The organism is Streptomyces sp. NBC_00285 (assembly GCF_036174265.1).
GTDB lineage: Bacteria > Actinomycetota > Actinomycetes > Streptomycetales > Streptomycetaceae > Streptomyces.
Window position 1 is genome coordinate 5248528 of sequence record NZ_CP108055.1, and the last position, 21058, is coordinate 5269585.

A 21058-nucleotide genomic window follows, 5' to 3' on the forward strand; every position below is an offset into this window, starting at 1 on the left:
TTCTCGCGCCACGGCGCATGCGAACGTAGCTCAGTTGGTAGAGCGCAACCTTGCCAAGGTTGAGGTCGCGAGTTCGAACCTCGTCGTTCGCTCCACTGCAAAGGCCCCCGGTTCCCCGGGGGCCTTTCGCGTTACGACCAGCTCAGGCCCGTCAGACGCTCGTACGCCTCGACGTACTTGGCGCGGGTCGCGTCCACGACCTGCTGCGGCAGCGGCGGCGGGGGCTGCTCGCTCCTGCGGTCCCAGCCGGACTCCGGCGAGGTCAACCAGTCGCGCACGAACTGCTTGTCGTACGACGGCTGCGCGCGCCCCGGCTCCCACTGGTCGGCCGGCCAGAAGCGGGAGGAGTCCGGGGTGAGGACCTCGTCCGCGACGACGAGGGTCTCCCCGTCGAAACCGAACTCGAACTTGGTGTCCGCGAGGATGATCCCGCGGTCCCGGGCCACGTCCCGGCCACGCGAGTACACCGCGAGGGTCGCCTGCCGCAGCTGCGCGGCGGTCTCCGCACCGACCTGGCGGGCGACCTCCTCGTACGAGACGTTCTCGTCGTGCTCGCCGACGGCCGCCTTGGTGGCCGGGGTGAAGATCGGGGCGGGGAGCTCGCTGCCGTCGACCAGGCCCTCGGGGAGGGCGAGGCCGCAGACCGTGCGGGACTCGTCGTACTCCACCAGGCCGGAGCCGGTGAGGTAGCCGCGGGCGACGCACTCGACCGGCACCATCTGGAGCGACCTGCACACCATCGTGCGGCCCGCCCAGTCGGCGGGGGCGCCTTCCGGCACGTCGGTGCTCAGGACGTGGTTCGGCATCAGATCGGCGATCTGGTCGAACCACCACAGCGACAGCTGGGTGAGGACGCGCCCCTTGTCGGGGATCTCGGTCGGCAGCACCCAGTCGAAGGCGGAGATACGGTCGCTGGCGACCATCACGAGGTCGCCCGCCTCGTTCTGGTACAGCTCGCGCACCTTGCCGGTGTGCAGGTGCACCAGGCCCGGAACCTGGAGCGGCTCGGGCTTTTCTACGAATCCGGACACGGTTCCTCCCCGTGGTTATTTCCAACGGGTCGATTGTCCCGTATGGGGCGCTGACCTTGGACCTGGGGTGTGCGGAGCGGGCGGAGGGGGTGCTGTCGAGCGGGTTCAGTCACGCTTGCAGATGCGGTCCAGGAGGTTGGCGGTGGCCCGCTGGACGCGGGAGTCGACGTGGCCCGGACGGTCCAGCGCCGGGGACCAGGCGAACGTGCCCGCCGCGAAGACCAGGGCGCCGGAGGGGGCGCGGTAGAGGGACGTCTCCTGGTGGCGGAGGGCGCCCTCGCTGTCGACGTACGGCGAGTGGGCGAGCAGGATGCGGTCGTCGTGCTCGGGGAGCGGGATGCGCGGGAAGTAGCGGTCCGCCTCGCCCGCCACCAGACCGGCGAGTTCGTCGCCGTCGTGCGCGCCGGTCGCGTCCCACAGCCAGTGGTCGGCGTTGCGGACGATCAGGGGGTGCGGCTCGGGGACCCGTCCCGCGTACTGGATGCCGACCAACTGCTGCTCGGGGCGGTCGACTTCGCGCCACAGCACGGGTTTGCCCGGGCCGCTGCGTTTGCGGCAGGTGAGCAGGCGGTCGGGGACACCGGACGGCGAGGGGCCCAACTCGACCTGCCAGTACATGGTGTTGGCGGACAGGAAGACCAGGGAGGTGCCGCTGTCCCGGGCGCCCTCGACCGTACGGCGCATGGCCGTGGACCAGTACTCGTCGTGGCCGGGGAAGACCAGGCCCCGGTAGCGGGCGAGGTCGAGGTTCCCTGCGTGCAGGTCACGGGCGTCGGCGTAGGCGAGGTCGTAGCCGTAGCGCTCGGCGAAGCGGATGAAGTCGTAGGCGTGACCCACGTGCATGGGCAGGCCCGCGCCCGCGTACGGCCGGTCGAAGGAGACCGTGGTCGCGGCGTCGGCCTCGCCGAGGAGCCGGCCCTGCTCGTCCCAGGCGTGGTAGAGACTCGCGCCCGTGCGGCCGTCCTCGGGGTAGAGGTTGTACGCCTGCCAGGTCACGTCGGGCAGGAGGAGCAGCAGGTCCGCGGGATGGTTGTCGCGGACCGTGAACGGGATGTGGGAGCGGTAGCCGTCGGCGGTGGTGAGGACGGCGACATACGCCCCGATGCTCCAGTACGAGGGGATCTGCAGCCGCCAGGACAGCCACCAGTGGTGACAGGAGACCGTGCGGTCGGCGGTCAGCGGCGCGGGCTGGACGATGCCGGAGAGGCGCGGGCTCGTGGTGATCTTCGACGCGCCGTCGCCGCCGTAGTGGCCGATGCGGTAGACGTCGACGGCGAACTCCTGGGGCGGGTCGACGGTGATGTGGAAGTCGACGGCCTCGCCCGGGGCGACCGCGCCGGTGGAGGTGAAGCCCTTGATCTGACGGCGTACGTCGTCCGCGGAGCGGGGGCCGCCGCCGGGGGCGGTGCGCGGGGAGGGGACGCGCGGGGCGCCCTTCCTCGGGGTGTGGGCCGGGTCCTTCTCCACGTACCAGGGGACGACCTGGCCGGTGTCGTCGAAGTACGTCTCGCTGCCGCGCAGCCAGGGGACGGGGCCCTGGCCGAAGGGGTCCGTCACGGCGTGCGCGAGTGCTCCCGACTCCCAGCGGCGGACGTGCTCCGGTCCTGGGCTCATGGGTCGCTCCCCTCCCTCGTGCCCCCGTGGTCGGTCGTACGCCGTCCGAATCTCGGCTGGTCTCGGCGTGCTGTCCGGTCTGTGCTCTGCGTGCGCGGTGCCTGGTGCGGCTGTCCTGTTGCCGTTGTGCGCCTGTCCTATGGCGTGTGCCCATGCCATGTGCGCGATCGGTCCCAGCACATCACATTGCGCACGCAGGCTGTCACTATTCGTTGCGAATTGGCCAAAAGTGGAATGAGAGGGTCCGCTATGGGGGTGCTCTAGAGGGTGGTTCTGGGTGGGGTGGGTGAGGGTGGGTGGAGAGGGGGCCTGGTGGGAGGGGCCCGGGTGGGAGGGAGGCCCGTCCGGTGGGCGGGCCTCGGATACGAGGGTGCCCTGCGAGTGGTTCTGGTTGGCCTGGATGGGAGGACCTGGATGCGAGGGGCCCTCCGGGAGAGAGGCTCGCCCGTCCTGTGGGCGGGCCTCAGACCAGGCGTACCGGCTTCTCAGGGCGTATCCCCGACTTGACCAGCCAGGCGCGCAGGGGGACCGGATCGCCGTCCTCCACGAGGCTGAGCACGCGGGGGGCGAGGTCCGCGGCGCGTTCGCCGTTGATGAGGAGGGACGGCCCGTCGAGCCAGTCCAGGCCGGGGGCGGCCCCCGCGGTGTCGATCGCGGCACAGCAGACCATCGCGGTGACGTGGTCGGTGAGAAGCTCCCGCGCGGTGCGGGGCGGCTGAAGAGGAAAGAGGGGGAGGGCGGCGTCGTCCCAGAACGTGGTGTCGGGCGTCTTGCCGGCTGAGGGGACTGCGGCTTCCTCGCGGGCGAGCTCGGCGGTGAGTGCAGCGGCCAGGGTCTCGGCTTCGCCATCGGCCCTTGGGGTGTCACCCGCGTCGCCCTCATCCATGCCGACTTCGTCGTCGGTGTCGAGGGGTGCAGGCAGTTCGATGGGGGGCTCGGCGTCGGTGGCGCCTGCGGGGGCGGTGACAGCTGCGAGGTCGGTCGGGGCGGTTGGTGCGGGGGCTTCGGTGACCTGATTGTCCGGCGCGGTCGGCGAGGGGGCTCCAGCGATCTGCTCGTCCGGCGCGGTCCGTGCGGGGACTGCGGCCACCTGGTCGTCCGACTGGGCCGGTCCAGGGGCTGGGTCCACCAGGTCGTCCGACTGGGCCGGTCCAGGGGCTCCGGTCGCCTGATCGTCCAGCTCGATCGGGACGAGGTCTGCGGGAGTGGGGGCCTGCTGGCGAGTACGCGTGGGTGCCGGGGGCTGTGTGGGCTGGGGAGTCGACAAGTGGTCGAGGACCCGGGAGAGGGTGGGGCCGTGGGATTCCGGCAGTGCGGATCCCGGGGCGCGGCCCACTCCCTGGGCGTCGAGCACGCGGTGGAGGCGGGCCGCGTCCAGGCGCCACTTTCGGTCGACGACCTCGTCCGGGTACTCCTGCCAGTCCACGGGGGACCAGTCCGGGCCGGTCTCCGCGGGGCCTCCGTGGAAGAGGCGGGCGGCAAGCAAGGAGGCGGCCTCGTCCATCGCGCCGGGTTCTTCGAGCAGGTCGCACGCGGGGCGCTCGCCCAGGCGGGAGGCGAACCCCTCGGCCAGGCGGTCACGGCGGGAAAGCTCGGTGAGCGCGGCCACCACGCCCGCGTCCAGCCGGGAGGGCCAGCGGCCCATCCGCCAGGCGGGGAGCGCGACCCGGGTCAGCAGACGGTCCCAGCCCGCGTACGCGAGGCCCACCTGTTCCTGGGCGACGATCCTGAGGCCGTAGTCCACAGCCTGTGCACGCTCGGAGGCCGCGGCGGCGACACCGCGCTCCATCTGGGTCGCGTGCTCCCGGCAGCTGCGCAGGAGGAGTCGAGCCACCCAGGCGACGCCCGCGCAGACCACCCGGGTGAGCGGGCAGCGGCCGGACGCCGAGCCGACGGCCACCGCCGCGTCCAGGCCCCGGACGAAACGCCGGGCCGCGGCTATGTCCGGGTGCGCCGACGGTCCCGTACCGGCGACGACCGGGGCGAGCACCGCGCGCAGTTCGCCGACGCGCATCCACCACAGGAACGGAGAGCCGATCACCAGCACCGGTGCGGCCGGCACCCGGCGGTGTGAGCCGCGGACGCCCGCGATCTCGTCGTCCAGGCCCTGCTGCGGCGGCTGGCCGTTGGCGGGGTGGGTGCGGTCCTCCAACCAGCTGTCGCAGTCCGGGGTGAGCGCTATCGCGGAGGGCGCGGGGACCTCCAGGCGGTCGGCGAGGTCACGCACCATGCGGTACAGGTCGGGCGCGGACTCCTCGGCGATCGCGACCGTCGGGCTGACCGCCGGCCGGGCCCGGGTCACGACCAGGGCGACGGCCCCGGCGGCGAGCAGCACGAGGGCCCCGAGAACGGTCATCACCAACCGCGCGGTGTCCCAGAAGCCGCCCACCAGATGGCCGGTGGACCCTCCGGCGAGCAGCACCACGGCGCCCGCCGCGGGCAGCAGCGCCACAGCCAGCGCACGGCTGCGGATGCGCAGCACGGCGAGGGCCCGGGAGCGCGCTGCCTGCACGCCTACCTCCACACCCATACCGGTCACGACCGGACCTCACCCCCTGCCTGCCGTCCTGAATGTCCAGCTGTCCTGGCGTTGCTCACTCCCCCACTGTGGCATCCACCACTGACATCGCAATGCCGGTGGGCCAAGTGCCGGACCGCTTGCGCCGCACCCTAGTTGGGCCCCGGGCCCCCGTCAGCTGTATGGAGGCCCGGTCACTCGATGGAATGGCTTTGGGGAAAGGTGGATGACTAACAGCAAAGATCAGGCCCCGAATCCTGAGACGGATCCGGGGCCTGCGAGGTTCAGCGTTTGCTGCGGTTTCTTCTCTTTAGCCGGATTTCTCAGGCTTCGGACGCCGCCTTCGCCGCGATGTCCGTCCGGTACTGGGAACCGTCGAGCCGGATACGGGCCACCGCCCGGTACGCGCGCTCGCGGGCCTCGGTGAGGTCCTGGCCGGACGCCGTGACCGACAGGACCCGGCCGCCCGCGCTGAGTACGGCGTCGCCGTCCCGTTTGGTGCCCGCGTGCAGGACGTACGCGTGCGGGGCGTCCTGTTCGGCCACCTCGTCGAGACCGGTGATCGGGTCCCCGGTGCGCGGGGTGCCGGGGTAGTTGTGCGAGGCGACGACCACGGTGACCGCTGCGTCCTCGCTCCAGCGCAGGGGTGCCAGGTCGGCCAGGTTGTTGGTGGCCGCCGCGAGCAGGACGCCGGCCAGCGGGGTCTTGAGGCGGGCCAGGACGACCTGGGTCTCGGGGTCGCCGAAACGGGCGTTGAACTCGATGACCCGGACGCCTCGGGACGTGATCGCGAGACCGGCGTACAGCAGACCGGAGAAGGGGGTGCCGCGGCGGCGCATCTCGTCGACCGTCGGCTGGAGGACCGTCTGCAGGACCTCGTCCACCAGCTTGGGGTCGGCCCAGGGCAGCGGGGAGTACGCGCCCATGCCGCCCGTGTTCGGGCCCTCGTCGGCGTCGAGCGCACGCTTGAAGTCCTGGGCGGGCTGGAGGGGAAGCACCGTGTCGCCGTCGGTGATGGCGAAGAGGGAGACCTCGGGGCCGTCGAGGAACTCCTCGATGACGACCCTGCCCGGCTGCCCGGGAGTCGTCCCCACGCAGGCGTTGGCGTGCGCTGTCGCGACCTCGAGGTCGCTGGTCACGACCACGCCCTTGCCTGCAGCCAGACCGTCGTCCTTGACGACGTACGGGGCGCCGAAGGCGTCGAGGGCCTCGGCGACCTCCTCGGGGGTCGCGCAGACGTAGGAGCGGGCGGTCGGGACTCCGGCCGCGGCCATGACGTCCTTGGCGAAGGCCTTCGAGCCCTCGAGCTGCGCGGCCTCCCCCGACGGGCCGAAGACCGGGATGCCCGCCTCGCGCACGGCGTCGGCGACCCCCGCGACGAGCGGGGCCTCCGGGCCTACGACGACCAGGTCGGCGCCGAGTCGCTGCGCGAGCGCGGACACGGCATCGCCGTCGAGAGCGTCGACCGGGTGCAGCTCGGCGACCTCGGCGATGCCGGCGTTGCCGGGAGCGCAGTGCACGGCGCTCACGTCGGGGTCGAGGGACAGGGAGCGGCACAGGGCGTGTTCGCGGGCACCGGTACCGATGACGAGGACGTTCACGGGGGTCAGCCTAACGGGGTTTTTGTGGGGGGCTCCCAAGGGGTGGAGGGAGAAGGACCGTAGGTTCCTCCAAGGCGGGGCGGTCCGCGCCCGCCGGTACCTCTCCTCGCTGTCCCCTACTCGTTCGTGAACTCCTCGACGACCGTCGCCCCGAGTTCTCGCACGATCAGTTCGTGGCCGGAGAGGGCCGACTCGTTGAGATCGGGGTCGTCGTCCTCGGGAATGTCGTCCTCGATGGAGACCGGCGGAGGTTCCGGTGCGGAGGGACGGGATGTCGGGGCCGGTGTGGCGGAGGGCGCCGAGGCATGCCGGTCCGAGGCTGCCGTCGGCTGGGGGGACGGCGAGGCCTGGGGGGCGGGGGCGCCGTAGCCTCCCGGGTTTCCGGTGCCGGAACCGCCGGCGGTGCCGCCTCCGCCGTAGCCACCGCCGCCGCCACTGTTGAAGCCTCCGGATGCCGGGGGGGCCGCGCCGCCGCCCGACGGGTCGACGAGCGCGTCGATCTTCCACTGGACGCTGAACTGCTCGGCGAGCGCCTGGCGCAGGACCTCCTCGCTGCCGCTGCTCGCGAAGTTGTCGCGGGCTCCGGCGTTGACGAAGCCGATCTGGAGTGTGGTGCCGTCGAAGCCTGTCACCTGGGCGTTCTGGCTGAGCAGGATCCAGGTGAAGCGGCGGCGGTTCTTGACTGCTTCCAGGATGTTGGGCCAGAGCTGGCGGGGGTCGAGGCCGCCGGCGGGGGGCGCGTAGGCGCCAGGAGCGGGGGCGGACGCCGCGGAGGTGGGCTGGGCCGGGGCCGCAGTTGCCGCGGGTCGCTGCGATGCCGCCTGGGGTTGGCCTCCGCCGCCCGCTGGGGTCGGGGTGGGCCAGCCGCCGGGCCGACGGCCACCACCGGCGGAAGCGGCGGTGGGCCAGGCGCCGGGGGCGGGGGCCGGGGCTGACGAAGCGGGGGGTGGGTCGGAGGGCGGCTGATGACTCGGGGGAGTCTGGTCCGGGGCGGCGGCAGGGGGCGGGCCTGCGGGGGCGACCTGGTCAGCGGGTGTGGCTGGGCCGACGGGCGGCGCCGGGTCCGCCGTAGCGCCGGGGAAGCCGCCTGCGCCGACGGCTCCGCCGGGGAGACCGCCACCCGGGGCGCCGCCGGCAGGCGTGCCCGCACCTGCGGCCCGTACCGCCGCGCGGGCTGCGGCCGGTCCGCCGCCTGGCGGGACCGGAGCCGGAGCCGGAGCCGGAGTCGGATCGGGAGCCGACGCCAGGGGCGCTGATGCTGATGACTGCGGTGGCCGGGCATAGGCCGTCGAGGCACCCGGGGCCGCTCCCGCTCCCCCGTGAGCCTCCGGTCCGGGTACGTATGCCATCGCGGGGGCGCCACCGCCCGGCGAGAAGTTCACGCCCCGCTCGACGCGGTCGAGGCGGGCCATGAGGGAGCGCTGATCGCCGTAGGCAGCCGGGAGCAGCACGCGCGCGCAGATGAGTTCGATCTGGAGGCGGGGCGAGTTGGCGCCGCGCATCTCGGTCAGGCCTTCGTTGACGAGGTCGGCGGCTCGGCTGAGTTCGGCCGCGCCGAAGGTGCCCGCCTGCGCCTGCATCCGCTCCATGGCGTCGGCGGGGGCGTCGATGAGGCCCTTCTCGGCGGCGTCCGGTACGGCGGCGAGGATCACGAGGTCGCGCAGCCGCTCCAGCAGGTCGGCGACGAAGCGGCGCGGGTCGTTGCCGCCCTCGATGATGCGGTCGACGACCTCGAAGGCGGCGGCGCCGTCACCGGTGGCGAAGGCCTCGACGACGGTGTCGAGGAGGGAACCGTCGGTGTAACCGAGGAGGGAAGTGGCCATGGCATAGGTCACACCCTCCTCCCGCGCTCCCGCGAGCAACTGGTCCATGACGGACATGGAGTCACGCACGGAGCCCTGTCCCGCCCGCACGACGAGAGGCAGGACACCGTCCGCGACGGGGATGTTCTCCTGGCCGCACACCTCGCCGAGGTACTCCCGCAGGGTGCTGGGTGGCACGAGCCGGAAGGGGTAGTGATGGGTCCGGGACCGGATCGTCCCGATGACCTTCTCGGGTTCGGTGGTGGCGAAGATGAACTTGAGGTGCTCCGGGGGCTCCTCCACGACCTTCAGCAGCGCGTTGAACCCGGCCGACGTGACCATGTGGGCCTCGTCGATGATGTAGATCTTGTAACGGCTGCTGGCAGGCCCGAAGAAGGCCTTCTCGCGCAGCTCACGGGCATCGTCCACGCCACCGTGGGAAGCGGCGTCGATCTCGATGACGTCGATGGAACCGGGGCCGTTGCGCGCGAGGTCGCGACAGGACAGGCACTCACCGCACGGGGTCGGTGTGGGTCCCTGCTCGCAGTTCAGGCACCTGGCCAGGATGCGCGCGCTGGTCGTCTTCCCGCATCCGCGCGGCCCGCTGAACAGGTACGCGTGATTGACCCGGTTGTTGCGCAGCGCCTGCTGCAACGGGTCGGTGACATGCTCCTGCCCGATGACCTCGGCGAACGACTCCGGGCGATAGCGGCGGTACAGCGCGAGAGACGACACGCATACGAGGTTATAGGCGCCCACTGACAACCCGGCCCCTGCGCGCCCCGCCAGGCCCCCGGGAACGCGAGCGCCCCCCACGCACCCGCCAGAGCCAACCTACCCTTGCTGCCTTCCGGCCCTGGGGGAGTTCAGTCAGATAGCGCCGCGTGAGGGGCTGCCCAAACAGTACCCGATGGCAGGGGTCGGGAACGAGTTCGCGAGCACTCCTCAACGTCTTGTATTGTTTGCCGCGGAGGATTCGCCTAGTGGCCTAGGGCGCACGCTTGGAAAGCGTGTTGGGGGCAACCCCTCACGAGTTCGAATCTCGTATCCTCCGCCAGTGCCTCACCGGGCACGATGTCGAAGGGCCCCACCGTTCGCGGTGGGGCCCTTCGACGTTTGGCGTGGCCGTTAGCCCAGGCCGTGTTCCGTCTTGAGCCAGGTGACCAGTCCATGTGCTCGGTCAGGGGCGAGGCGCGGATGAGGTCCTTCCACTCCGCGATCGGTCGGCCGTACTTCTTCTCGATCGAGGGGAAGTAGCTCGCGGGGCCCTTCACGGGTTCGGCCGTGGCTGCGTTTCCGTTCGTCTGCGGCGTGGTGGTGCTGCCTGTACGACCTGGACCGAGGCGCGAATACATCGGTCGGGAAGGTGTGATCCACGCCACAGTAAAGATCGAACGTCTGTCCTTGCCCCTCGTTAGAATTCGCTCGCCCCAAGAGCCCTCGTGAGCACCACAGGGACGGGGCCTGCGCTTTCCAGGGGGGAACGCATGCTTCACACGTCCATCAGGGAACAACGCCGAAGACGACACGCGTCCAGGGGGGCCACTTCGCTTCTCGCGCTGATCGTCGCCGTCCTGGCCTCGTTCACCGCACAGACCGGCACGGCTTCCGCCGTGGCCGTGCCGACCCCGAAGACCACGGCCGCGGCCTCCGGGCCCGCGACACCGAAGTCACCGAAGTCACCGAAGTCACCGAAGTCACCGGAGAAGAAGGCGGCTCCCGAGGCGCTGCACGCCACCGCCGCGCGCGAGATCGGCCGTAGCGACGCGGCCGACACCTGCTCCGGGGCGATTGAGTCGGGAACGGTCTACACCTGCTCCGTCGGGCCCGAGGGCGGCGCGAGCTTCACCTTCGCCCTGCCGAACCCCGACGACCTGGTGTTCCTCCAGGTCGTCTCCACCGATGACCAGCCCCAGTACCCGACGCTCACCGCACCGGACGGTTCGACGGTCACCTGCGACCGGCCCGACGGCGCGTACGGGGCGGCACGGTGTCCGACGAGCCGGGCCGGTACGTACACCGTGCAGGCCGGGGCCGCGCCGAGTGGCTTCTCGGTGTCGTACACGGCTCTGCTGTCCGGCACTTCCTGCACCGCGGTCTCCAAGGACGACACCGCCCTCGGGGCGCCGAAGTCCCTCGCCGACACGCTTACCGCCGGGTCCGCCGGCCACTGCTTCGGCCTGCCGTCCGCCGCCGGGGACGTTCTGCGGAGCCATCTGTCCGCGTGGCAGGTGACCGGGACCGTTTACGACGCCACCGGCACGGAGGTCTGCACGACCCGTGAGAACAACGCCACGGACTTCGACTGCACCCTCAAGGGCAACGCACCGTTCCGTGTGCTGACGAACCAGTCGTACGCGGCGAGCATGGACTACAGCCTCACGTCGGCCCGCCTCTCCGCTCCCGCCGGCTGCCCCACCGTCCAGCCGCTGGCCTACGGCACGGTCCCGGACGCCACGTCCACCGCGCGCTGCCGCGTCCTGCACGTACCCGCCTCCGGGCCCTATCTCTTCGACACCGTCGGCGACAGCGTCTCCGGGAGCCTCTACGCCACCGACGGCACGTCCCGCTGCACCCCCACGCTGCTCGCCCCCTGCACCCTGACCGCAGGTGATTACACCTGGGCGCGCGACGGGCGCAGCAGCGCCCCGGCCGCCTTCGGGGTCCGGCTGTACGCGACGAACCTGACGCAGGGCTGCACCGCCGTACGCGACGACGGCTTCGCCTCCGGCGCGGTGAAGGGTGCCTTCGGCGGACCGGGCGAGCAGCAGTGTCTGTCCCTCCCGACGGCCACCGGCCACGGCCTCTACCTGATCGACCGGACACCGGACGGCGGAGTCAACCCGAGCTACCGAGTGTTCGACGCCAAGGGCATCGCGCAGTGCGACAACGACGACTCCCCGGTGATCTGCAAGCTGACCGGGACCGCCCCGTTCCACGCGGTGCTCTCGGGCTCCGCCGCAGGTGAGTACCAGCTCGCCGTCCAGGACACCGGGAAGACCGCGGGCTGCACGGCCTGGCCGCAGTCGGCGTTCGACGGCACCTGGGGCGTGTCGGTTCCGCTCACCAGCACGACCCAGGCCGTGTGCCTGGGCATCGCCGCCGACCAGCACTCCACCGCCGAGATGTTCGACTACACGAACAACACCAACAGGGTCAACGCCGCGGTGCGGGTGTTCGACGGCGCCGGCAACGAGCTGTGCACCACTGTCGGCGGCTCCACGACCACCTGCCGGTTCACGGCCGGTGTCGGCTACACGGCCCTGCTGACGGGCACCGGCGCCTCGGACACGTACAAGCTGGTCCGCCGGGACATCTCTTCGACGGCGAAGTGCGCCGCTCCGGCCTCGCTCACCGTCGGTGGAGCCTCCGCGTCCTTCACCCTCGACTCCGCACTGGACAGCCGGTGTCTGCGTGTCACTGCAGCGGCCACGGACAAGCTCTGGATGTCCGCGCGGACCCCGACGGCCGCCCGGAACACGGGCGTGGTGCTGAAGGTGGTCGACGCCTCGGGCACGAGCGTGTGCCGGCAGTGGGGCGTCTCCTGCCGCGTCACCGGCTCGACCTCGTACATCGTCATCATCCTGGCCTCGGGGTACGACGAGACCCCCATTTCCGCACACGTCGACACCTGGCGCGTCGGCACCGCCTCGGGCTGGGCCCCGGAGTGCACGGCGAACAAGGTGTCCCCGCAGGGCTTTTCCGTGCGGAGCGGCACGTTCACCGAGTCCGCAACCGCGTACTGCGCCGTGATCCCCATGCAGCCGTCGCAGCGCTTCCAGGTGTACGGCACCCAGAGCAGCAGCACGGGCACCCCGTGGGTGAGCCTGCTGAGCACCACCCGCTTCGCCGGCGCGAGCGCCGACTACTCCTACCAGTGCAACGGTGACAACGCCGGTGTCTTCAGCTACTCCTGCCTCACCACCTCCAGCGCCTCCGCGGGCGACTACCTGATGCTGGTGAGCCCGTACCAGGCGGACACTCCGGTCGAGTACTCCATGCAGGGTGTCTGCAAGAGCGGCTGCACCACTCAGCCGAAGTCGGCCGACGTCACCTCGCTGGGCCCGACGAGCGGACCTGCCGGGACGTCCAACCAGGTTGTGCTGCACGGCGCGAACCTGACCCTCGGCACCCAGGTGGAACTCCGGTCCGGGGACGACTCCCGCACCGCCGAGCCGGTCTCCGTCAGCGCCGATGGCACCACGCTCACCGTGCGGCTCGGTACGTACGACCTCCCTCCGGGCGCGTACGACCTGGTGATCGACAACGTCGGGTACACATCCGGCATCCCGTCACCCGGCTACCTTCCGGGCGCCTACACCGTCACCGCCGCACCGGCGGCGACCCACAACCGCCTCGTCCCGGTCTCGCCGACGCGCTTCCTGGACACCCGCAACGGCACCGGCGCCCCCAGGGCACGGGTCGGCGCGGGCGGAATCGTCGAGCTCAAGGTCGCCGGGACGCACGGTATCCCCGCCACCGGGGTCACCGCGGTCGTCATGAACGTCACCGCCGTCCGGCCCACCGGCAACGGCCACGTCGACGTGTACCCCACCGGTCAGCCGCTGCCGACCGTCTCCAGCGTCAACTACACGGCGCCGCAGACCATCGCCAACCTGGTGACGGTTCCCGTACGGAACGGATCGGTGGACCTGCGCAACAGTGCGGGCTCCGTCGACCTCCTCGCCGACGTCACGGGCTACTACGCGGAGGGGAGTTCAGGTTCGGCCTTGACGCCGGTCTCGCCGACGCGCTTCCTGGACACCCGCAACGGCACCGGCGCCCCCAAGGCGCGGATCGGCGCGGGCGGAATCGTCGAGCTCAAGGTCGCCGGGACGCACGGTATCCCCGCCACCGGGGTCACCGCCGTCGTAATGAACGTCACCGCCGTCCGGCCCACCACCGGGGGCTACATCACCGTGTACCCCGGCGGCCAGTCGCTGCCGGCCGTATCCAACATCAACTTCCCCGCCGGCCGGACGATCCCCAACGTGGTCGTCGTCCCGGTCGTGAACGGTTCGGTGGACCTGCGCAACAGTGCGGGCTCCGTCGACCTCCTCGCAGATGTCACGGGATACTTCTCCGCCACCGGTTCGACCTTCACCCCGGCGGGCCCGCTGCGGCTACTGGACACACGCAGCGGACTGGGTGCCCGGCCCGGAGCCGTCGCCCCGGGCGGTCTGGTCAGCCTCCCGGTCACCGGTACGGCCGGCGTCCCCTCCTCCGGGGTCACGGCAGTGGTGCTCAACGTGACGGTCACGGCGCCTTCGGCCGGGGGATATCTGACGGTCCACCCGCACGGTCTGCCGGAGCCCGGGGTCTCGAACCTCAACTTCGGCGCAGGGCAGACTATTTCCAACATGGTCGTGGTGCCGGTGGTTGACGGACGGGTCACCTTCGCCAACCACACCGGTTCGGTCCAGGTCATCGCCGACCTGGCCGGGTACTACAGCAGCTGACCACCAGGTCGGGGGCATGGCTCGCACCGCCCCCGACCGCTCCCTGTACACACCGAAACTGCCGCGCGCTCCGGCGAACGTCGGCCGGGCTGCGGTGTGCTCTCTGCTCGTGCGCTGATCCGGCGGGCGAGTGCGAGCGGGCCCACTGCGGCGAGTGCCGTCCACCCTGAAGGCGCCCTGGTAGCGGCCGCGGGCGTGGACCGGGGCGAGGCCGGCGACGACCGAGGCGGCGATGCCGGCCGCGGAGTCCTCGCCCAGCGACCGGACGACCACCGACACCGCGAAGCGCGGTAGGCGTCGGCCCCACATCCGGAACGGATCATCCTCACCGAACCACTCCGCTTCCCGTCCGCGTCTCCTGGAACGTCTTTTCCCGGTAACACCGCCCCTGCGCGATAACAGCCCCGAACATGGCCGCGAACGTATGCCGCGGCACCCCAGCCAGTCCGACATGCCCTTCTGCCGATCAAGCTCATGGAACGGGAGGCAATCGTCCCGCTTGCCGATGACTCGAATCGCCATCCTCGGCGGCCATGGAGATCGATTCCCCCCTCATCAAACACCCGCCTCCAGGCTCGGAGTCAACCTGTCAGGCAGCACGAAACGCGATGCGTCAAGTGGGGCCTGCCCAGGCAGAACGCGACCGTCTCTGGTCTCACTTCCGGTCTCATTCGCCCACGTTCAGGGCCGTTCAGAAGATCGCGTGCAAGGCGCTTCAGCGCAGTTCAGGACGTTCCTGATGTTCCGTGAACCTCTGGACGAAGACTTGGAAAGCGTGTTGGGGGCAACCCCTCACGAGTTCGAATCTCGTATCCTCCGCCAGTGCCTCACCGGGCACGATGTCGAAGGGCCCCACCGCGAGGTGGGGCCCTTCGTCGTTGTCCGCCTCAGTTGGTCGCCTGCTGCTTGCTCGAGATGGGAGACAACCGACTTCGATGCGGAAGGATGAGTGGGCGGTCTCATAGACATGAGTGAGCGTGAGTACTGGGCCTCCCTGGCTCAGGCCCCGAGATGTTCGTGGGCCAGACCACACTCGCCCGCGTGGAAAGCTTCTTGATCGGCCACGACGCCCGGGCTCGGCGGCCGGCGTGACTGGCTGGTGGCCAGGCGCGGCCGGGAATGCCAACACGCTTGGACGGGTCTGGTCCGTCATATCGCCCTCCGGAGTGCGGTGAGGACGACTCCGCCTACGACCGGGGCGACGACCGTCTTCTGATCGACGGACACCGAGGACAGCGAGCGGCGGGCGGGTACCAGGTCGGTCGTTGTGGTGCGCTGTGGGAGTGTGCGGGCGGCGGGTGCGGGTTGTCGGGGTACTTGCACAGGAACACGGGTGGATCGATGCTGCCGCCTCCTTATGCACTGAGGTGTTCGTGAAGCATCTGCCAGGTTCCGGCGTTGTTGACGAGCACGTTGGTGCCACGGCCTCTCCCTGACCGCGGCTGGCCGTCGATGGTTCCGGTCCAGGCGAACCGGTAGCGGCATACCGCTTGGTCATCGCTGTGAGCGATCCACTCGACGTCGTCGATCTGGTAGACATCGTCGCGGATGGTGGCGAAGGTCTCGGAGATGGCGGAGAGGACGGCTTCGCGGCCACGGTGGGATCCGTCGGAGAACCAGTAGACGGCCTCGGGTGCGATCAGTGGGACGAGCTGGGTGATGTCGTGGCTGTTGGTGGCCTGCTCGTAGGCGCGGATGAACTCGGTGAGCGGGACGGTGGGTTCGGGCATCGGCAGGTCCTTTTCTCCCTTGCGGGGCGCGACAGGTGACAGGGGCGTGGTCAGGCCGCCGTGGTTTGTTCTCGCTCGACGAGGATGCCGTTGTCGAACGTGGCGCCCGCGCGGACCGGGCGACGAGGAGCGCCTTCCACGGACCCATCGCACCGTCGCCGACGAGCAGTTCGGGATCACGCATGCCCCGGCGAGGCAGTCGCGCAGCCGATCGGCCCACGACTCGGTGGACTCACCGCCTCAAGGAACCTTCCCCACCCGAGTTGCTTCGGCACGAAGTGGTTGTGGCTCAAGAACTATTGCCTCGCGATCCCTCTCGCCATCGGCCCCGACTGGGATGTGAGTAAAGATCGCATTGCTGTCTATGCCGGCTTCGGTCGTGGTGTTGACCGGTTCACCGCGCCACCTCCACGATGATCGGTGTGATTGACCCCGCTGACCTTGCTGGATCCGTTCCGCCAAGTGCTGCTCCAGACACGGCCGGTGCTGTCTTCTTCATCCTTGTGGGAGCCGGCCTGCTGTGCGGAGGGACCGTCATCGGCACCGACTGCAAGAAGGTGGCGTCCCGCTTCTACGCGAAGGCGATGAACACGCAACGGACCAAACCGCCCCGCATCTACGGCGGTCCTGCAGCAGGGGTGTTGCTCCTCAGGACGATCGGACTCTTGCAGATCCTCGCGGGCAGCGGCGCGGTTGCCGTCGGCATCCACTTCCTCAGCCGGTAGGCCGTCGCTCCAGACGGGGCGCGTGCGTGTTTTAAGCCCGTCCTTTGGGCCCCCGAGGCCGCTGAGCAGTCGTCAACGACGACCACCAGGCGCACATTCCTCCCTGCCCGAAGTCCTCCGGAGTCAACCGGTCGTGCCATTCCCGCGCCAGATCCTGCGGGGGACCACGGGAATACCAGGGAACGCGGTTTGCCGTCCTCGGACGCCGCCACCGTCAGTCCGCAGGTCGACAGGGGTGCCGGCCTTGAATCACCACAGTTTCCGAAGCTCAGGGCTGTCAGGACGCGGGAGCCCGGCAGACTCCTGTTCGCTTGAGGCTGGGCATGATCTTGCCGCCAACTATCTCGTCTTGAATTCGACCTTCCCGGTGCTCATGCGAAAGTTCCCGTTCGAGTAGAGGGTGGGTCGAGCCTCGACGTGGTTGCCGCTGTACTTCTCGACATGCCGGATCTCGACACCTCCGGGAACGGTGAAGTCGATCAAGGCGATTGCCACCCAGTAGGACAAGTTGCGATTGTTGAACAGTGGCACCGTTACCGTGGAACCCCGCCCGTCGGTGATGACTGCCCGAGCACCGTAGGACTTGAACGAACCGGCACCGTTTTCCACCGCGCTGTACGCACACAGCAGGACGAACCCCTGTAGGTCGGGGCGCCGAATGGTAATCGTCTCGCGGCCCGGCACCCGGGAGTCGCCGTCCAGGGCGATGTACGGCGGCGCAAAGGGCGAACCGAGTTGCCGGTAGTAGACGACCTGCTCTGACTTGTTCGGGCGCTTGCCGGTCGGGGTGACAAGACTTCCCGGGACATAGAGGGCGTACAGGTCGAGGTCAGCGCCAACTCGTCTTCGTGCCGCGCTCCCGCCGTTCCATTCGAGCGTGGCCGTCACGACAAGACTTGGGTCGTCCTTTCGCATGTCAATAGTCGCCTGGCCGGCCTTGGTGAGAGCGACTTTGCCCAGCGGGACGAGCGGGCGAGTCGGTACCGTCAACAGCGCCGATACGCCGGCCGATGAGACGTTCGGTGCATAGGTGGGCAGTGGCGGCGCAGCAGAAATGTGCCGAGTCTGCGTGGCCGTCGCAGCAGTTGGAGACTGTGCTGTGGAAGGCCCCGGGTCATCTACAACGATGCCGAAGTCCGAGGCCAGCCCCGCCAGCCCGGTGTCCCACCCCTGGCCTACTGCCCTTGCCTTCCAAACCCCTGCCCGCCTGTACAGCTCGACGAGGATGACCACGGTCTCCCGATGCACGAGCGGCGGCGGCGCAAACGTGATCCGTGCGCTCCCGCAATCGATGGCGGCATGAGGGGTGTTGCTCGCGTCGAAGTGAGTAGCCCGCAGTTCGGGGTCAATGCTGGCGACGATCGCAACACGGTCGACTGTCTCGGGGACCACGGTCAGATCCGCAACGATCGTCTGCCCGTTCAGTACGATCCCGTCCTGCGACGAGTGGTTGTAGAAGACCAGATCGTCATCACTCCGCACCTTTCCGTCCTGGGCGAGCAAGACGGCAGATACGTCGATTCCCGTAGTGAGCGAAGTGAGGGTGACGCGGCAGACCGCTGCGGACAGGACAGCGTTGCCGCCTTTGGCAAGGGTGGTGGTCATAAGGTGCCCTCTCACGGTGGTGCGTACATGTTGGTACCCGCAGCCAGCCCATGTGGGACAAACAGTGATTTCCTGCGGTGAAGCACCTCCGAGGTGATCAGGTTGCTGAGGTTGCAAGGTGCGCCGACGGCTCGGCCACCCGTCTCAATTTCCCTCTCGTTCAGTTCCGTTCACGGCCGTTCAGGCGAGACCGGGAGCCGTCTCCGCACCGGCAGCCGGGCCTGCCTGAGGGCACTTGAACGTCCCCGGACACATTCCCGCATCCCCGCACCACAGGTGGAAAGCGAATCAGGGCAACCCCTCACGGGTGTCAACGGGTTCGATTCTCGTTGTCCTCCGCCAGTTCCTCAGCGGGGCACGGTGGCAAAGGGCCCCGCTGTTCGCCGCGGCGGGGGAAGGGCCCCGGCTCTGTCTTCGTACCGTGTTCGCGGGTCGTGGAAGTGCGCCATCCTTGACCTTGGTGCCGGAGCAGCTTCGGCCCGGTTGTGATGTTCCCTGTCTGTCGAGGTGCACCCTCATGAAGTCCCGATCGACGCTTGCGGCTTGGCTGAGCGAACTCGACGGTCCCCGCCTGGCACGCGTGCTCGCCATGCGGGAGGACGCGGCCTCCTCCCCGGAACCACGCTCGGTGGGGGAACTGGCGGACCGGCTCCAACGTCCGGGGTCCGTGGCACTCGTCCTGCCGCACCTCACGCTGCCGTGCTTGCAGGCCGCCGAGGCGTTGGCGGCCCTGGGAGGGCGAGCGACCCGGGACAGCCTCGCGCAGTTGCTCGGCTCGACGTCCCCTGCCGCTGTGCGCGCGCTGGACGCGACCCTGGAGGCGCTGTCGGATCGGGCGCTCGTGTGGCACGACGGCAACGAGACGCTCCGGATGCCCACGCCCTTGCGGCAGGCCTGGAGCACGCCTCTGGGGCTCGACGCCCCGCTGGAGGAGCTGCTGACCGGCGCCACCTCGGAGGAACTGCGCGGCATGCTGGCGGCCCTGGGTGTCAAGCCACCCGGCACCAAGCAGCAGCGGCTCGCGGCTCTGGTGGAGCATCACAGTGACGCGGAACGGGTCGCGGCGTTGGTGGCGGGGGCGCCGGCGGCAACACGGAAGGTGCTTGAGCAGAGCGCCAGGTCCACGCCGCGTCAGTCTCTGTTCGTCGTGTTCGGGGCTCCTGACATCGACAGCCGGCCAGGCGCCCGGTGGGCCCTCGACCGCGGGCTTCTGCTCCAGGACCGTCACCGGTACGGGCCCGTCCGGATGCCGGTCGAGGTGGCCTTGGCTCTACGGGGCCCGGGTTGGCACGCTCCGTTCGAACCTCTGCCGCCCGTCACCCAGTTGGTGCCCATCACCTCCTCGGAGGTGGAGCGGGAGGCCTCGGTGGCCGCCACCGCGTTCGCTGCCCACGCCGCCTCCGTCCTTTCGGCATGCGCGACCACTCCACCGGCCCGGCTGAAGTCGGGCGGGATCGGCGCACGTGAACTGGCCCGGCTCGGCAAGGCCGCCCAGGCGGACGACGCCGTCGTACGCATCGCCCTGGAGACCGCGTACGCCGCCGGGCTGCTGGCCCCCGACGGCGATCGCGTGCCTCCCACCGAGGCGTACGACGCCTGGGCCGAGCAGGAGCCCGCGGAACAACTCGCCGTACTGCTCCGGGCCTGGCGGGATCTGCCGCTCACCCCCACCCGGGCGCGTGACGAGGACAACAAGGCGCTTCCCGCGCTCGCCGGTGCGCCTGACTGCGACGGTTGTCTGCAGGCCCGCCACGGGTTGCTCACCGCAGCGGCGGGGCTCCCGGCAGGACAGGGTGTGAAGGTCGCTTCGGAGCTGGGGACGCTACTGGCCTGGCACCGTCCGCTCGCCGACGACGCGTCGCCCGAGGACGCGGCACCCTTCAGCACCGTGATCCGCGAAGGCGAACTGCTGGGCGTGCTGGCACGGGGTGCGCTGTCCCCGCTCGGTGCCCATCTGGCGGCACGCGCCGACGAAGAGCTCGGCATCACGGCCCGGCGGCTGCTGCCCCCCGCGACCACGACGGCCCGGATCGGCGCGGACCTCACGGCCGTCGTCACCGGTACCCCGTCCGCGCGTCTCGCAACGATGCTGGATTCGGTCGCCGACCGGGAGACCAGTGGCACGGCGTCGGTATGGCGCTTCAGTGCCGGCAGTATCCGACGGGCCCTGGACGCCGGCCACACCCCGGACGACATCACAGCCGACCTGGCAGCCGGCTCCGCCACGGCCCTGCCACAGCCGCTGACCTATCTCATCGCCGACACCGCACGAGGTCACGGACGGGTGCGCGTCGCCCCCGCGGCCTGTGTCATCCACGGCGACGAACCCGCACTCCTGGCCGAACTCGCCGCCCACCGCGCGCTGTCCAAGCTCGCCCTGCGGCAGCTCGCCCCGACGGTCCTGGTCAGCGGCAGCCCGCCCGGGGCAACTCTCGCCGCGCTCCGTGCCGCGGGCTACGCCCCGGTCGCCGAGACCGCCGGGGGAACGGTACGCATCGAGAAGCGCGTGCCGCAGCGGGCCGCCGCTGCCGTCCCGCCCCCGCGAAGGAACGTCGCACGGCGAGGCCCCCGGCCCACCGCAGCCCTCGCTACGGAGATGCCCGCCGGGATGGACGTTCTGGCCGACCGGCTGCTCAAGGCCCCGCCGATCGCGCCGGAACCCGACCCGTTCGGCAGCGGGGTGCCTTTCGCGACGGACACCGAGGAGATCGTCGCCGGATACGCGAAGCACCTGTCGTACAGCGACGTCCGTCAGGTCGCCCATGCCATCGACACCGGTGCGGCCATCACCGTCGAGTACATCGCCACCTCGGGCAGCCGGACCGTACGCACCCTCAGCGACCTGGAGCTCGACCCGCCCTACCTCGAAGCCTGGTGCCACCTGCGCGAAGCGGAACGCGTCTTCACGCTCTCGCGCATCCATGGCGTGATGCCCGCATAGCCCCCGCCCCCGCCCCAGCCCCAACCCCAACC

10 protein-coding genes, 2 tRNA genes, 1 other RNA gene and 2 pseudogenes are annotated in these 21058 nt (G+C 70.3%); 5 read left to right on the forward strand and 10 right to left on the reverse strand.

Annotated elements, in window-relative coordinates; genetic code table 11:
- Positions 1-19: 19 nt before the first annotated feature.
- A tRNA-Gly gene (locus OHT57_RS24145) sits at positions 20-95 on the forward strand.
- A 36-nt stretch (positions 96-131) separates the two neighbouring features.
- Here OHT57_RS24145 and OHT57_RS24150 read toward each other — a convergent pair.
- The 6 genes from OHT57_RS24150 to ffs all read right to left on the reverse strand — a co-directional run bounded on the left by OHT57_RS24150 (position 132) and on the right by ffs (position 9463).
- Positions 132-1031, reverse strand: a complete 900-nt coding sequence (locus tag OHT57_RS24150) for a phosphoribosylaminoimidazolesuccinocarboxamide synthase (RefSeq protein WP_328748577.1) — start codon at positions 1029-1031, stop codon at positions 132-134.
- A 105-nt stretch (positions 1032-1136) separates the two neighbouring features.
- Positions 1137-2645, reverse strand: a complete 1509-nt coding sequence (locus tag OHT57_RS24155; RefSeq protein WP_328748578.1) for a N,N-dimethylformamidase beta subunit family domain-containing protein — start codon at positions 2643-2645, stop codon at positions 1137-1139.
- 463 nt (positions 2646-3108) lie between these two features.
- Positions 3109-5175 (reverse strand): hypothetical protein, encoded by a 2067-nt coding sequence (locus OHT57_RS24160; protein WP_328748579.1) that lies wholly within the window; start codon positions 5173-5175, stop codon positions 3109-3111.
- A 311-nt stretch (positions 5176-5486) separates the two neighbouring features.
- Positions 5487-6764 (reverse strand): phosphoribosylamine--glycine ligase, encoded by a 1278-nt coding sequence (gene purD, locus OHT57_RS24165; RefSeq protein WP_328748581.1) that lies wholly within the window; start codon positions 6762-6764, stop codon positions 5487-5489.
- A 116-nt stretch (positions 6765-6880) separates the two neighbouring features.
- Positions 6881-9301, reverse strand: coding sequence for a DNA polymerase III subunit gamma and tau (locus tag OHT57_RS24170; RefSeq protein WP_328748582.1), 2421 nt, complete (start codon positions 9299-9301; stop codon positions 6881-6883).
- A gap of 63 nt (positions 9302-9364) precedes the next feature.
- Positions 9365-9463, reverse strand: an RNA gene (ffs, locus tag OHT57_RS24175) — signal recognition particle sRNA small type.
- Positions 9464-9535: 72 nt separating this feature from the next.
- Here ffs and OHT57_RS24180 point away from each other — a divergent pair.
- Positions 9536-9623 (forward strand) — tRNA-Ser (locus tag OHT57_RS24180).
- A gap of 71 nt (positions 9624-9694) precedes the next feature.
- On the opposite strand, the pseudogene OHT57_RS24185 reads toward OHT57_RS24180, so the two are convergent.
- Positions 9695-9840: pseudogene (locus OHT57_RS24185) on the reverse strand (DUF4287 domain-containing protein).
- Between the two features lie 213 nt (positions 9841-10053).
- On the opposite strand from OHT57_RS24185, the gene OHT57_RS24190 reads away from it, so the two are divergent.
- Positions 10054-14025, forward strand: coding sequence for a hypothetical protein (locus tag OHT57_RS24190; RefSeq protein WP_328748583.1), 3972 nt, complete (start codon positions 10054-10056; stop codon positions 14023-14025).
- 343 nt (positions 14026-14368) lie between these two features.
- On the opposite strand, the pseudogene OHT57_RS24195 reads toward OHT57_RS24190, so the two are convergent.
- Positions 14369-14464, reverse strand: a pseudogene (locus tag OHT57_RS24195) (haloacid dehalogenase); the annotation flags it as partial.
- A gap of 916 nt (positions 14465-15380) precedes the next feature.
- The gene (locus OHT57_RS24200) at positions 15381-15755 is read right to left on the reverse strand and encodes a YybH family protein (protein WP_328748584.1); all 375 of its coding nucleotides are present in this window, start codon (positions 15753-15755) and stop codon (positions 15381-15383) included.
- A gap of 503 nt (positions 15756-16258) precedes the next feature.
- Between OHT57_RS24200 and OHT57_RS24205 the strand changes: the two genes are divergently transcribed.
- Positions 16259-16480: a hypothetical protein gene (locus OHT57_RS24205; RefSeq protein WP_328748585.1), complete on the forward strand. Its 222-nt coding sequence runs from the start codon at positions 16259-16261 to the stop codon at positions 16478-16480.
- A 339-nt stretch (positions 16481-16819) separates the two neighbouring features.
- Here OHT57_RS24205 and OHT57_RS24210 read toward each other — a convergent pair whose 3' ends face one another.
- Positions 16820-18085 carry a TerD family protein gene (locus tag OHT57_RS24210; RefSeq protein WP_328748586.1) on the reverse strand — a complete coding sequence of 422 codons (1266 nt, stop codon included), beginning with the start codon at positions 18083-18085 and terminating at the stop codon, positions 16820-16822.
- Between the two features lie 517 nt (positions 18086-18602).
- Here OHT57_RS24210 and OHT57_RS24215 point away from each other — a divergent pair.
- Positions 18603-21026 (forward strand): helicase-associated domain-containing protein, encoded by a 2424-nt coding sequence (locus OHT57_RS24215; RefSeq protein WP_328748587.1) that lies wholly within the window; start codon positions 18603-18605, stop codon positions 21024-21026.
- The last annotated feature ends 32 nt before the right edge of the window (positions 21027-21058 follow it).